Genomic DNA, 13,974 nt, shown 5'->3' with positions numbered 1-13,974 from the left:
GGGCGGCGATCAGCTCGCCAGGAACTCCAGCAGCACCTTGTTCACGGCCTCCGGCTGCTCGAGGTAGCCGTAGTGCCCGGCGTCCGGGATCTCCTGGTAGCTCGCGCCGGGAATGGCGTCGGCCACCTCCCGCGACAGGTACGCCGGAATCATCCGGTCGTCGGCGAAACCGACGGCCAGGCACGGCACCCGCACCGCCCGGTAGGCGGCGCGACGGTCGAACTCACGGTCCATTCCCAGCTGCGCCCGCACGCCGGGCGACGTCTTGCCGCCGGTGAACTCGAACACGTCGAGCCAGTCCCGCGCGGTGTGCGGGTCGGCCAGCGACGCCGGCGACAGGTTCATCACGGCCGTGACCGCCGCCCGGTACTTCGCGGGCAGTTCGACGCCGCTGTCGTACAGCTGACGCTCGCCCTCGGTGAGGGTGACCTGGAACTGGTCCATGCGGGCGTGCCCGGCCAGGAACACCGCCTTGCGCACCAGGTCCGGGCGGGCCAGCGACAGCTCCTGCGCGACGCGCGCCCCCATGGAGGTGCCCACGACGTACGCGGGACCGCCGAGCAGCTCGATCAGGCCGGCGGTGTCGGCCACCAGGTCGTCGATGGTCATGCCGCCGAGGCTCTCCCCCGACGGCGCGATGCCGCGGTTGTCGAAGGTGGCGACGCGGTAGCCGGCCTGGACCAGCGCGGGAACCTGGTGCAGGTCCCAGACCCGGCCGGGGCTGCCCGTCCCCATGATCAGCACGACGAGGTCGCCGGTCCCCTTGACCTGGTAGTTCAGCGGGATGCCGTTGATTGTCGCGATGGGCATGAAAACCTTCCTGAGGTGGGTGGCGCGGGTGCGGCCGCACGGCAGCACGGGCACAACGGACCGATCCACACTACCCTGCACCGCAGGTCGCGACCCTGGCAGCACATCCTCAGGCGCCGCCCTGCCACGCGCGCCACAGCCGCGCATAGCGGCCTCCGGCGGCGGCGAGCGCCGCGTGCGGCCCCTCCTCGACGACCCGGCCCGCCTCGAGCACGACGATCCGGTCCGCCGCCGCGGCCTGCGTCAGCCGATGCGCCACGACCAGCGCGGTGCGTCCTCGCGTCACGACCGCCGCGGCGGCTTCGAGGGCCCGCGCGCCCGCGCTGCCGGCCTCCGCCGTCGCCTCGTCGAGCACCACCACCTGCGGATCGGCGATCAGCACCCGCGCCAGCGCGAGCTGCTGGGCCTGGGCCGCGGTCACGGGATGGCCGCCCTCACCGACGACCGTGTACACGCCGTCGTCGAGGGCGCGGACCCACTCGCCCGCGCCGACGGCGTCGAGCGCGGCCGCGACCTCGTCCACGGTGGCGTCGGGCCTGGCCAGGCGCACGTCGTCGAGCAGGGGGCCGCCGAACACGTGCACCTCCTGGCTGACGACGACGACGTAGCGGCGCAGCCGGGCACCGAGTTCGCCGAGCGCCCGGCCTCCGAGACGGACCTCCCCCGAGGTGGGCGTGACGACCCCGGCGGCGGCAGCGGCGACCGTCGACTTCCCGGCGCCGGTCGAGCCGACCAACGCCACCGTCTCCCCCGGCGCGACCTTCAGGTCCACGCCGTGCAGGACCTCGGGGCCGTGCGCGTACCGGTGCCGCACCCCGGTCAGCTCCAGCGCCGGCGGACCGCAGCGCGGCTCGTCGGGCGGACCGTCGTCCGGGGTCGGCGCCGCCGGGAGGTCGGCGACGCCCACGAGCCGGGCCAGGCTCGCGCCCGCCGACTGGACGTCGTCGAAGGTGAACAGCAGCAGCCCGAGGGGCGAGAACAGGCGGTGGAACAGCAGTGCCGCCGCGGTGGCCTCGCCGACGGTCACCGCGTCCGCCCGGACCAGGACGAACCCGGCGACGAGAAGCGCCGCGAGACCGACGAATTCGGCCCGGTTGGCCCGGCCCGCGAACCGGGTGAACAGGCCGAACACGCCGACGGTGAGGTCGCGCGCGCGGGCCGAGGCGGCATCGATGCCGGACAGGTGGGCCGTGTCGAGGCCGTAGGCACGGACCGTGCGCACCCCGTGCATGCTGCTGACGAGTGCCTGCGACCGTGCGCCCATCGCGACCCGCTCCGCGGCGTACAGCGGAGCCGAGCGGGGCAGGTACCAGCGCAGGGCGAGCGCGTACATCGGCAGCGCGACGAGGCCGGCGAGACCGAGCCGCCAGTCGATTCCGACCATCGCCGCGACGCTGACCACGACCAGCATCAGTGCCGCCACCAGCTGCGGCACCACCGAGCCGAGTGCCTTCGCCAGCACCGCGACGTCGTCGCCGACGCGGGAGAGGACGTCGCCGTGCCCGGCGCGTTCGACGGTCTCGGTGGGCAGGGTCAGCACCCGCGCCAGCACCGTCTCGCGCAGCCGGGCCAGCACCGTCTCGCCGAGACGCGCAACCAGGTGCAGGCCGGCCCCCTCGAGCACGCCGCCGACGACCGCCGCCGCGGCGATCAGCGCGACGACCCATCCGAGGGTGGACATCGGGGCCTGCTCGCGCACCCGGTCGACGAGGACACCGAGGACGCGCACCGGCACCACCGCGGCGATCGCCGCCCCGACGGACACCGTCACCGTCAGCGCGACCCGCCCCGGCGCGTCGCGCAGCTGCGCTCCCAGCCAGCGCCACGACCGTCGCGCGGAGGCGATCGGCAGCAGCTCGGACTCGTTGTTCGTCATCGCAGCACCGCCGCTCGGTAGGTGGGGTCGGTGGCGGACAGTTCGGCGTGGGTGCCGGACGCGACGATCTCGCCGTCGTCGACCACCACCACGCGGTCGGCGGCGGCGAGCAGCGCGGGGCTCGAGGTGATGACGACGGTCGTGTGCTCGTCGCCGTCGTGCCGCAGGCGCGCGATCCCCTCCGCGACGGCCTGCTCGGTAACCGCATCGACCGCGGTGGTCGGCTCGTGCAGCACGAGCACGGGAGCGCGCCGCGCCAGCGCCCGGGCCAGCGCCACGCGCTGCCGCTGTCCGCCGGACAGGCTGCTGCCGCGGTCGACGATCCGCTGGTCGAGGCCGTCGGGGTGGGTGTCGGCGAGCTGGCCGGCGGCGGACGCGCCGAGCACCTCCGAGGGGATGCCGTCGGAGGGTCGGCTCATGCCGGCGGCGATGTTGTCGGCGAGCGTTCCCGCGAACAGGTCGCTGTGGTGGGGTTCCGCGAGAACGGTCCGGCGTCCGGCGACGGGGTCGAGCGCATCGAGCGGCACTCCCCCGACGGTCAGCTCGCCGCGGACGTCCGCCGGCGGCACCTGGCCGGACAGCACGTCGGCGAGCGCCTCCGCGTCCTGCGACCGGTGGGCGAGGACACCGAGCAGTTCCCCCGGCGCGACGGTCAGGTCGATCCTGCGCAGCGACCGGTAGCCGAGCCCGCGCAGCTCGAGGCTGCCGTCCGCCGGGGTCCCGGTTCCGGCGGGCAGCAGCGACGGCGCGTGCAGCACGAGCGAGAGCCGGTCGGCGGAGGCGCGGGACGCGGCCCACGACGACGGCAGGGCGGCGAGCGTCCCGAGCGGTTCGACGACGAACTGGGCCAGGCCCACGACGGTGATGAGTTCGCCGACCGAGATGCGGCCCGACAGGGCGGCCCAGCCCGCGACGCCCGCCACCGCGACGGACAGCAGCGCGCTCACCGCCGACGAGGCGCCGGTGTAGACGCCGAGGGCGCGGGTCGCGCGCAGTGTCGAGGCGAGCGCGTCCGCGCTGGCGTCCCGGTACCGGTGGGCGGCGGCCGGTTCGGCCCCGATGCCGCGCAGCGGACGCAGTCCCGTGACGAGGTCCGTCGCCAGACCCGATGCCCGCGCCACCGCCTCCTGCTGTGCGGTCATCCGCCGGGTCAGCAGCGGGGTGGCACGGTCGAGCGCGACGAGGATCGCGGGTGTGCCCAGCAGTACCAGCAGACCGAGCGGGACGTCGACGAGCAGCAGCGCGATCGCGGCCCCGACCACCGCGGTGACGGCCGCGGCGGTGGCGGGCACCACGTGCAGGATCTGCGCGGCCCGCCCGGCGTCGGTGGTCGCCACCGCCAGGAGTTCCCCGGTGCGCAGGGAGGTGCGCACCCCGCGCGGATCGAGGATCCGGCGGGCCACGGCGACCCGCAGCCGGTGCGACTCCGCCTCGATCGCCGCGACGAGCCGGCGCGCACCGAGACGCCACGAGTAGGTGAGCACGACGAACAACGCGGCGAGGCCCGCGAGGGCGACGACCAGCATCGACACGTCGCCGTCGGTGACCGGCCCGTCGATGATCACCCCGATCGCGACGGGCACGAGGGTCTCCATCACCTGGTGCAGCGAGACCAGCGGGGTGCCGACTGCCAGCGCGATCCGCTGGTTCACGATGGTGCGCCGCAACAGCCCCGGACCTGGCTTCTTCCCGTCGCCGGCCCCGCGGTCGTCGTCACCGCTCATGCGTTCCACCACACGAAACTCTCCGTTCCACGTCACCACCCCGAGAAGTGAGTCAACCCTAACTTGCAGCGCGGGTGGCGTCGGAAGCGCCGGTTCTCATAGAGTCGCACTACGAATGACCTGCTCGAACGGAGCAGCAAGCCCGGGAGGAACAACCATGGCCGCGGACGCCACCACCGAGAACGACATTCCGGACGAGGAACTCGAACCCGTCGCGGACGAAACCGCCCGCCAGGCGCAGCGTGTCGTCGCTGCCTACGCGGAGGATGCGGACGAGTGCCGCATGCTGCTGTCCATGCTCGGCATCGGGCCGAACCCGAAGATGGACTGACCGGACACCGCCGGACAGGGACAGTCGGACAAGGACAGGGAGCGCCACGTGGTTGCAGCTGAGGAGTCGACGCAGGCGGGTGGTTCGGACTTCGTCGTCGTCGCGAACCGCCTGCCCGTCGACCTCGAGCGTCTTGCGGACGGCTCGACCCGGTGGAAGCGCAGCCCGGGTGGCCTCGTCACCGCGCTCGAGCCGATCCTGCGCAGCAACCGCGGAGCGTGGGTCGGCTGGGCCGGTGTCGCCGACGCCGAACTCGACCCGATCGTCCAGGACGACCTCGAGCTGTATCCGGTCCCGCTGAGCGCGCAGGAGATCGCCGACTACTACGAGGGCTTCTCCAACGCGACACTGTGGCCGCTGTACCACGACGTGATCGTCCGGCCGGAGTACCGGCGCGAGTGGTGGAACACCTACGTCGAGGTCAACCGCCGGTTCGCGGAGGAGACCGCGAAGGCCGCGGCCGAGGGCGCGACGGTGTGGGTGCAGGACTACCAGCTGCAGCTGGTGCCGAAGATGCTGCGGATGCTGCGCCCGGACCTGACTATCGGCTTCTTCCTGCACATTCCGTTCCCGCCGGTGGAACTGTTCATGCAGATGCCGTGGCGGACCGAGATCGTCGAGGGTCTGCTCGGCGCCGACCTGATCGGCTTCCACCTGCCCGGCGGCGCCCAGAACTTCCTGTACCTGGCGCGCCGGCTGGCCGGCCATCAGACCTCCCGCGGCACCGTGGGCGTGCGCTCGAAGCTCGGGGTGGTGCAGGTCGGGTTCCGGGCGGTGCGCGTCGGGGCGTTCCCCATCTCGATCGACTCCGGGCAGCTCGACGAGCAGGCCCGCCGCAAGTCGATCCGCGACCGCGCCAAGCAGATCCGCAAGGAACTCGGCAATCCGAGGCACATCATGCTCGGCGTCGACCGGCTCGACTACACCAAGGGCATCGACGTCCGCCTCGACGCGCTGCTCGAGCTGATCGCCGAGGGGCGCGTGGATCCGGCCGACACGGTGATGGTGCAGCTCGCCACCCCGAGCCGGGAACGCGTCGAGTCGTACGTGCAGATGCGCGGCGCCATCGAGCAGACGGTCAGCCGGATCAACGGCGAGTACGCCGAGGTGGGCCGGCCCGTGGTGCACTACATCCACCGGCCCATTCCACGGGACGAGCTGATCGCGTTCTTCGTCGCGGCCGACGTCATGCTGGTGACGCCGCTGCGTGACGGCATGAACCTCGTCGCCAAGGAGTACGTGGCGTGTCGCAGCGACCTCGGCGGCGCCCTCGTGCTGAGCGAATTCACCGGGGCCGCAGCAGAACTGCGCCAGGCCTTCCTGTGCAATCCGCACGACCTCGAGGACGTCAAGGACAAGATGGAAGCGGCGCTGACCCAGCCGCGCGAGGACGGCCGGCGGCACATGCGGGCACTGCGCCGGCAGGTCCTCGCCCACGACGTGGACCGGTGGGCCCGGTCCTTCCTCGACGCCCTCGCCCATCAGGGCGCGGCAGGTCCGGCGCTGATCGCGCCGGCGGAGGTCGGCGAGCCCGAGTGACGAGCACACCCGACCGCGAGGACTACGGTTCCCGGCCCTCGCCCGAGCGCATCGGGGCTGCGGCGGCCGGCGTCCCCGCGCCGCGCACGACCACCGGTTCCCTCGACGTGCTCCTCGTCGAGGACGACGCCGGGGACGAACTGATCATTCGGGAGTCGTTCGAGGCCAACGAGATCGGCAGCACACTGCACGTGGTGCGGGACGGCGCGGAGGCCCTCGACTTCCTGTACCGGCGCGGGATGCACGCCGACGCCGCGCGGCCGGCGCTGGTGCTGCTCGATCTGAACCTGCCGAAGTACGACGGGTGGCAGGTGCTCGAGGCGGTCAAGGCCGATCCCGACCTGGCGTCCATCCCGGTCGTCGTGCTGACGACGTCCACCGCCGAGGAGGACGTCGTGCGCAGTTACCGGCTGCGGGCCAATGCCTACGTCTCCAAGTCGGTGGACTTCGACCGGTTCGTCGCCACCGTGCGGCAGATCGACCGGTTCTTCGTGCACATGGTGCGCCTGCCCGGTCGCTGATCCCTCACACCGGCGTCAGGCGGCTCACCAGCCACCGGCCGTCGTGCTTCTCGAGTTCGACGCGCACACGGCTGCCGCTGCTGACCGCTTCGGGATTGACGGAACTGGTGGTGATCTGGTTGAGGAACAGCAGGGTCACCGCCCGGTCGGCCTCGGCCGACACGACCGACGACGCCTGCACGCTCACCTGAACGGTGATCGACTTCTCCTTCGCGCCGGGCGCGATGACGTTCGTCATCAGGCTGGTGTACTCGTCCCGGAAGTCGCCGGTGAGCCCGTCGGAGGCCGCGGCGACCTGCTCGTCGACCCTGGCGTGGTCGTACGCGAGCATCGCGACGGCCTGCTCCTCGGCCGCCTGCAGGGCCTCGGTCCGGGCCGCCTCGGCACCGTCGCGCTCGACCTTGTCGTACACGCCGAACCCGACGAGGCCGGCGAGCACGATCGCCGCGGCGGTGAGGGCCGCGAGCAGCATTCTCCGCCGACCGCCCGCGGGGCCGGGCGGCGTCGTCGCGTCCTCCGCGGCGTCCACGCGCGTGGTGTCGTCGGTCTGGGTCACGGCGTCGTCCTTCGAATTCTCGGTCACGGTACGAAGTCCACCTTCGACGCGAGCAGGCGGCCGTCCTCGTCGCAGATCGTCACCCGCAGCCGGAAGTCGCGCGGTTCGGGTTCGGTCTGTTCCGCGTTGGACACCATCGACCGGGCGGCCACGAGCGAGGTCATGCAGGCGCCGTCCTCGGCTTGGATGCCGGCCTCGATCACCTCGCCGGTGGTGTCGACGTTCGCCTTGGTCACCACGTCGACGAAAGGCCCCTCGCGGCCTTCGAATTCGGCCTTGAAGTCGCCGGTCGCCCCGTCGAGCAGGCGCTGCACGTCCGCGGCCGCGCTCTGCGGGTGGATGGTGGTCAGGTTCAGCACGGTCTGCCGCGCGGCCTGCAGGTACGCCGCCCGCCGGGCGTCGTGGTCGCGGTCGGCTCTCGCGTCGAGCCACAGCCATACCCCGGCGCCCGCCAGGGCGAGGACGATCACGGCCGCGAGCGCGGGCAGCAGCCGGACCGTCCGGGCGGGTGCGGTCTCCGGGGTCGTCGTGATGGCGGAGGTCTGTTCGTCTGCCATCAGCCTTGCTGCGCCTTCATGTACGTCTCCAAACTGGTCTCGGGGCCGGTGTCGACGTTGCGATACACCGTACCGTCGGGACCGATGTACGTCCCCGTCGCCGGGTCGATGCCCCGCGCCGTGACCCCGGCGGGTGCAGCCGGGTTCGTCCCGGTCGCGTGCGATGCGGGGACCGGCACGTCGCCTTCCGACTGCACGGGTGTCGGCGCGCCCCGCCACGGGTTGTCGAGGTACTCGGGCTGATACCCGTTGCGGCACGCCTCCGGCGTGGGCCCGCGCCGGCCCGGGAACTCCATGCACGGCAGGTTCCGCGCACCGCGCACGGCGTTCGGATCCGACTGCGGGAGCTTGCAGTACACCTCGCCGGGGGTGTCCACCATGGTGGTGTCCGCGGGACTGCGCCACTGCTCGGGTGGCAGGAAGCCGGACAGGCACGGCGGCGGATCGTGCAGCTGCAGGTGGAAGTCGACGACCGCGCCGTCCTCGGCCGGTCCGCTGCCGGCGGCGGTGATCAGGGCGGTGGTCATCGGCGGGTACAGCACCAGGATCTGTTCGATGCCGGCGTTGTAGATCACGCCCACCTCCCCGACGCTGACCATGTTGGCCAGCAGGAGCGGCAGCGTCGGCCGCAGGTCCTGCAGCAGCTGTTCGGCCTCGGCCGCGGCGCCCGGCCCCTTCGCGAGCACCGCCCGCAGGTCGGTGTCGGCGGCCCGCAGCCCGTCGGTGAACGTCAGCATGTCCCGGGTCCAGGACCGGATCGCGTCGCTGGTGACGACCTGGGTGTCGAGCAGCGGACCGAGTTGATCGAGCAGTGCCTTGGTCTGCTCGCTGCCCGCGCTCGCCTCCTGCACGAACAGGCGGGTCGAATCGATCAGCCGCTGCAGGTCCGGTCCCGAACCGTTGAACGCGTCGAACGACTCGTCGACGACAGTGCGCAGCCGCGTGTCGCTGATGCTGGCGAGCAGGACGTCGGCCTGGTCGAGCAGCGCGCCCACCTCCTGCGGCACCGACGTGCGGTCGGCGGGGATCACGTCGCCGTCCGCCAGGTACTCCCCACTCGAACCGTTCTGCGGCGGAACGAAGTCCACGTACTGCTCGCCGACGGCGGACACGCTGCGCACCGCCGCGTCGACGTCGGCGGGGATCGCGCGGTCGCTGTCGATCGACAGGACGGCCTCCACGCCGGTGGGCGAGAGCTGCACCTTGTCGACCACCCCGACCGTGTTGCCGCGGTAGGTGACGTTCGCGTGCGGGTAGAGCCCGCCGGTGGAGGCCAGCTCCACGATCACCGTGTACCGGCCGACGCCGAACAGCTGCGGGAGCTTGACGTACTGCAGCGACATCACCAGCAGCCCGACCACCGTGAGCACCGCGAAGATCACGAGCTGGATCCGGACGAACTTCGACAGCATCATGGCGCCGGCACCCCCAGCGGGGGCAGCCCCGGAATGGTGATCTCCCCCAGGCCGGGCACCGACAGGGTCGCGGCCGGGCCCGGTGCGGGTTGTGCGGCCGGCTGCTCGAGCGGGGCCTGGAACGGGTCCGCGGACTGGGCCGCCAGCCCGGCGTCCTGCCCGAGGATGCCTTCCGGTCCGGCGAGACGCCCGGCGAGCGGGGTGCCGGTGAGGAAGTTCAGGTCCAGCCGTTCGAGGGTGAGGTCGATGGTCATGGCGAGGTTCGCGTAGTCGCCCCGGATGACCTGGTCGATGCCGGCCTGCGGGAACGGATAGGTCAGCAGCACGCCGAGCACCTCGGTCAGGGCGTTGCCGGAGTCGGCGAGCGCCCGCAGCGTCGGAGCGAGCGCCTGCAGGTTGGTGTGCAGGTCCTCGCCGCTGTTCTCGACGAGCCGGCTGGCCACGGTGCTCATCTCGCCGAGCGAGGTGAGCGCGGTGGTCAGGTCCTGGCGCTGGTCGGCGAGCACGGTCAGCGCGGCCGGCATCTCGTCGAGCGCCCGGACGAGGGTGGCGTTCTGCGCGTCGACCGTCCACGCGAGCCGGTCGATGCCCTCCATCGCGGCGATGATGTCGCCCCGCTGCCGGTCGAGGGTGCCGACGAGTTCGTCGAGCCGCGGCAGCAGGTTCCGGATCGAGTCCTCCCGTCCGTACAGCGCCGCGTTCAGCTCGGTGGTGATGTCGTTGATCTGTGCGAGTCCACCGCCGTTGAGGACCACCGACAGCGACGACAGCGTCTGCTCGGTGGTCGGGTACACCCCGGCCCGCTCGAGCGGAATGAGGTCGCCGTCCTCGAGCCGGCCCTGCGGCGGCTCGTCCGTAGGCGACGCCAGTTCGAGATGCTGCGAGCCGAGCAGGCTGGTCTGCCCGATCCTCGCCGTCGCGTTCGCCGGGAGTGCCACCTCACCGTCGAGGGCGACGGTCACGAGGGCGTGCCAGTCCTCGACCTCGATCCTGGTGACGCTGCCGACCTGGACGTCGTCGACCCGCACCGGCGAATTCTGGGTCAGGGTGGTCACGTTCGGCATCTGGATCCGCACCTGGTAGGCGTCCTCGCCGTGCCCGGCGGTGCCGGGGAGGGGAAGGGAGTTCAGCCCCTCCCACTCGCATCCGGTCGAGGTCAGCGCCGCCGCGACCAGCATCGCGGCGACGGCACCGCGCCGCGTCGGGCGGGAGTGCCGGATTCGGGTGCTCATCGTCCTCCTCCCGGCTGCAGCAGCGCACCGAGGTCGGGGGGAACCGTCACGGTGGGCAGGCCGGGCAGCGGCCCGGCCGGCGGCACGGCGTCCGCGGGTGCGGTGCCCCGCCCCGCGGCCGCGGCTTCCGCCTCGAGACCCGGCTCGGTGTACTGGATCTGGTCGGGGAACGCCTCCACCGCGGCGATGGGGTTGGTCATGACCGGCAGGTAGTTCATCGCCAGCGACTGGAGCACCGGTCCGAGCTGCTGGCGGCACAGTTCCGCGCTGCGGTCGGAGGTGGCGTTCGCGGCCGCGGCCACGGACCCGCACATGAACTCGACGGGATTGGCGAGGTTGCTGATCGCCAGCGCACCGGTGAGCGAGCCCTGTGCGGGCTTGTAGATGTCGTAGAAGTTCGACAGCGCCGTCGGTCCGGAGTGCAGGACCCGTTCGATCTCGGGTCGCTTGCGGGCGAGGACTTCGGTGGCGTCGGCGAGGCGCTGCACCGACTCGGTCAGCGCGGCCCGGTGGTCCTGCACGAACCGCTGCACGTCACCGACCGCGAGGTCGAGGTCCGCGAGCGAGGTGCCGAGCTGATCCGAGCTCTCGGCGAGGACGTCCGAGACCGACGCGAGCCGGCCGCCGAGCTGCACGATCTGCTCGTTGCTGGTCGAGAGCACCGCCACGAACGCCTGCAGGTTCCGGACGGTGCCGAACAGGTCGGTGCGCCCCTCCGACAGGGTGTGCATCGTGTCGGACAGTTCGCGCAGGGTGGCGCGGATGGTCAGGCCGTTGCCGTCGAGGTTCTCGGCGGCCGTGTCGATGAAACGCCCGAGCGAGCCCTGCGGATCGAGACCCTGAGGGCCGAGGGCTTCCGACAGACGCATCAGTTCCGTCTTGATCTGGTCCCATTCCACCGGCGAGGCGGTGCGCTCGAGCGGGATCGTCGCGTCGTCGGCGAGCTGCGGGCCCCCCGAGTACACCGGGGTCAGCTGGACGAAGCGCGCGGACACGAGGCTCTGCGCGATGATCACCGCCTTGGCGTCGGCCGGGATGTCGACGGAGTCGTCGACCTGCATCTGCACGCGCACCAGGTCGTCGCCCGGCTCGATGCGGGTGATCCTGCCGACGCTCACGCCCAGCACCCGCACGTCGTCGCCCTCGTACAGGCCGCTCGTGGAGACGAATTCGGCGTTGATCGTGCGCTTGCCCCAGCCGGGCAGCACCACGGCGAACGCGACGAGGGCCAGGGCCACCAATGCGACACCGGCGATCACCGGCAGCAGCAGGCGGCGGCGCTTCCCGGGCCGGTCCTCCGGGGCTTGGAGAGTATCGGTGCTCATTCGCCATCCTTCGTGATCGACGGCGGGTCCTTCGGGATGATGTCCTGCAGGTCCTGCTCCAGCAGTTCGGGGGCGACCATGCTGTCGACCAGTGCCTTCCACCACGGCGCGGGCAGGACGTTCGACACGTACGCGTTGAAGAACGGGCCGCTCGCGACGGACTCGCCGAGCGCGCTGATGTACGGGCCGAGCCCGTCGAGGGCGCCGGCGATGTTCTCCTTGTTCGCCTGCAGGTTGGCGGTCACCGCGTTGAGCTTGTCCAGGGTGGGACCCATCTGCGCCTGGTTCTCCTGCACCAGGGCGGAGAGCTGCCTCGAGACCGCGGAGATGTTCGCGATCAGCTCGGTGATCGCGTCGCGCCGCAGGCTCAGCTCCCCGAAGAGGGCGTTGGCGTCCACCACGAGCGCGTTGATCCGGTCGCTGCGTTCGGCGAGGATGCCGGTCACCGATTCGGCGCGGGCCAGCAGATCCTCGAGCGACTCGTCGCGTGCGTTGACGGACTGGGACAGCCTGGTCATGCCCTCGAGCGCCCCCCGCAGCTCGGGCGGGGTGTCCTGCAGCGAATCCGACAGCGCATCGAGCGAGTCGTCGATCTGCTCGGTGTCGAGCTCGGACACCGTGGTCGTGAGGTCGCCGAGGGCGTCGGTGAGCGAGTACGGCGAGTCGGTGCGCGTCGACGGGATCGGCTCGCGCGGGTCGAGCGTCCCCGAACCGTACGGTTGCACGGCGAGCGACTTGCGGCCGAGCACGGTATTCGTCTTGATGTCGGCTCCGGTGTCCTCGCCGAGCGCGATGCCGTCGCGGACGGTGAAGGCGACGAGCACCTGCCGGTCGTCGAGGCGGACGTCGGTGACCTCGCCGACGTCGACGCCGGCGAGGGTGACGGTGTCGCCGGGTACGAGACCGCCGGCGTCGACGAAGTACGCCGAGTAGGTCAGGCCCCCGGAGAGGAACTGCAGCTGGTCGTACTGCAGGCCCGCGAGCACCGTCGCGGCGGCGACGGACAGGCCGACGATGCCGACCTGCACGGGATTGCGTTCACGGATCGGACTCATTCGATCTTCGCGCACCTTCCGGTCGTCTGCTCGGCCGACGTGAAACGGATGGTGGTCCCGTCCGGTCCCGAGAATTTGAACGTGTTGGCACACAGGAAGAATTGGAAGAAGTTGCCGTACACCCCCACCCGGATGAGCTTCTTGTAGTCGTTCGGCAGCCGCTCGAGTGTCCGGTTGATGTCGTCGCGCCCGAGGTCGAGCTGGGTCATGGTGCGGTTGGTCTCGGCGATCACCGACTGCAGGTCCGGCCGGTTGTTCTGCAGCAGCGACGCGAGATCGCCGGTGCCGGCCGCGATCCGCGGGATGGCGGTGCCGATCGGGTCGCGGTCCTGCGCGAGCCCGCTCACCAGGGTCTGCAACCGGTCGACGGTCTCGGTGAACTGCTGGTCGTTCTCGTCGATGGTGGCAAGGACCGCGTTGAGATTGTCGATGACGTCGCCGATCAGCCGGTCCCGGTCGGCGAGGGAGTTCGTGAAGGAGTTCGTGTTGCCCAGCAGCGACACCAGGGTGCCGCCCTGGCCCTGGAAGACCTGGAGCAGCGCGCCGGACAGGTCGTTGACCTGCTGCGGGTCGAGGCCCTGCAGCAGCGGCTTGAATCCGCCGAGCAGCAGGTCGAGGTCGAGCGCGGGTTCCGTCTGCGACACCGGGATCGTGCCGCCGGCCGGCAGCGTCTCCCCGGTCCCCGGTCCCTCGAGCAGTTCGAGATAGCGGTCGCCCACGAGGTTCTCGTACCGCACCGTGGCCTTGGTGCTCGCCAGCAGCGTGTGCTCGGCGTCGACGTCGAACGACACCTCGGCCTGGTTGTCGCGCCCGACGTCGACGCTGTCGACCGATCCGACGGGCACCCCGGCGATACGGACCTTGTCACCGGCCTGCAGTCCGGACACGTCGGTGAACGTCGCGTGATAGGTCTGCGTGCCGGTGAACCGCACCTGGCTGAACACGATCGCCAGCACCGCGAAGATCAGCACCATCACGACGGTGAACGCGAGGAACTTGACCGTGGTGGCCCTCACCGGATCACCCCGCCTTC

The 13,974-nt window shown here is 71.6% G+C and carries 13 protein-coding genes; 3 read left to right on the top strand and 10 right to left on the bottom strand.

What is annotated here, in order from left to right:
* Positions 1-9 precede the first annotated feature (9 nt).
* The 3 genes from RR3_RS16935 to RR3_RS16925 all read right to left on the bottom strand — a co-directional run bounded on the left by RR3_RS16935 (position 10) and on the right by RR3_RS16925 (position 4,410).
* Positions 10-810, bottom strand: a complete 801-nt coding sequence (locus RR3_RS16935) for an alpha/beta fold hydrolase (protein WP_010594430.1) — start codon at positions 808-810, stop codon at positions 10-12.
* Between the two features lie 109 nt (positions 811-919).
* On the bottom strand, positions 920-2,686 hold the full coding sequence (locus tag RR3_RS16930) for an ABC transporter ATP-binding protein (protein WP_064066143.1): 1,767 nt from the start codon (positions 2,684-2,686) through the stop codon (positions 920-922).
* The gene (locus tag RR3_RS16925; protein WP_064066149.1) at positions 2,683-4,410 is read right to left on the bottom strand and encodes an ABC transporter transmembrane domain-containing protein; all 1,728 of its coding nucleotides are present in this window, start codon (positions 4,408-4,410) and stop codon (positions 2,683-2,685) included. The genes RR3_RS16930 and RR3_RS16925 overlap by 4 nt, the downstream gene beginning before the upstream one ends.
* Before the next feature lie 157 nt (positions 4,411-4,567).
* Between RR3_RS16925 and RR3_RS24950 the strand changes: the two genes are divergently transcribed.
* From RR3_RS24950 to RR3_RS16915, 3 genes are read left to right on the top strand one after another with little or no spacing between them, the layout of a single operon-like run.
* The gene (locus RR3_RS24950; RefSeq protein WP_003939603.1) at positions 4,568-4,741 is read left to right on the top strand and encodes a hypothetical protein; all 174 of its coding nucleotides are present in this window, start codon (positions 4,568-4,570) and stop codon (positions 4,739-4,741) included.
* Positions 4,742-4,789: 48 nt separating this feature from the next.
* Positions 4,790-6,280: an alpha,alpha-trehalose-phosphate synthase (UDP-forming) gene (locus tag RR3_RS16920; RefSeq protein WP_017680996.1), complete on the top strand. Its 1,491-nt coding sequence runs from the start codon at positions 4,790-4,792 to the stop codon at positions 6,278-6,280.
* Positions 6,277-6,801, top strand: a complete 525-nt coding sequence (locus RR3_RS16915; RefSeq protein WP_010594435.1) for a response regulator — start codon at positions 6,277-6,279, stop codon at positions 6,799-6,801. The genes RR3_RS16920 and RR3_RS16915 overlap by 4 nt, the downstream gene beginning before the upstream one ends.
* Positions 6,802-6,805: 4 nt before the next feature.
* Here the strand turns inward: RR3_RS16915 and RR3_RS16910 are convergent, their stop codons facing one another.
* From RR3_RS16910 to RR3_RS16880, 7 genes are read right to left on the bottom strand one after another with little or no spacing between them, the layout of a single operon-like run.
* Positions 6,806-7,384, bottom strand: coding sequence for an Rv1363c family protein (locus tag RR3_RS16910; RefSeq protein ID WP_010594436.1), 579 nt, complete (start codon positions 7,382-7,384; stop codon positions 6,806-6,808).
* Positions 7,381-7,914 (bottom strand): Rv1363c family protein, encoded by a 534-nt coding sequence (locus tag RR3_RS16905; protein ID WP_064066142.1) that lies wholly within the window; start codon positions 7,912-7,914, stop codon positions 7,381-7,383. The genes RR3_RS16910 and RR3_RS16905 overlap by 4 nt, the downstream gene beginning before the upstream one ends.
* Entirely contained in the window at positions 7,914-9,329 is a 1,416-nt protein-coding gene (locus RR3_RS16900; protein WP_010594438.1) for an MCE family protein, read from the bottom strand. The genes RR3_RS16905 and RR3_RS16900 overlap by 1 nt, the downstream gene beginning before the upstream one ends.
* Positions 9,326-10,561, bottom strand: a complete 1,236-nt coding sequence (locus RR3_RS16895) for an MCE family protein (protein ID WP_010594439.1) — start codon at positions 10,559-10,561, stop codon at positions 9,326-9,328. The genes RR3_RS16900 and RR3_RS16895 overlap by 4 nt, the downstream gene beginning before the upstream one ends.
* Positions 10,558-11,886: an MCE family protein gene (locus RR3_RS16890; RefSeq protein ID WP_064066141.1), complete on the bottom strand. Its 1,329-nt coding sequence runs from the start codon at positions 11,884-11,886 to the stop codon at positions 10,558-10,560. Before RR3_RS16890 ends, RR3_RS16895 begins: the two co-directional genes overlap by 4 nt.
* Positions 11,883-12,941 carry an MCE family protein gene (locus tag RR3_RS16885; protein WP_010594441.1) on the bottom strand — a complete coding sequence of 353 codons (1,059 nt, stop codon included), beginning with the start codon at positions 12,939-12,941 and terminating at the stop codon, positions 11,883-11,885. The genes RR3_RS16890 and RR3_RS16885 overlap by 4 nt, the downstream gene beginning before the upstream one ends.
* Positions 12,938-13,957, bottom strand: coding sequence for an MCE family protein (locus RR3_RS16880; protein ID WP_010594442.1), 1,020 nt, complete (start codon positions 13,955-13,957; stop codon positions 12,938-12,940). Before RR3_RS16880 ends, RR3_RS16885 begins: the two co-directional genes overlap by 4 nt.
* Between the last annotated feature and the right edge of the window lie 17 nt (positions 13,958-13,974).

Origin of the sequence: Rhodococcus ruber NBRC 15591, from assembly GCF_001894945.1 — a bacterium.
GTDB lineage: Bacteria > Actinomycetota > Actinomycetes > Mycobacteriales > Mycobacteriaceae > Rhodococcus > Rhodococcus ruber.
The sequence above is the reverse complement of the archived record's forward strand: the minus strand, read 5'-3'. Positions and strand labels throughout refer to the sequence as shown.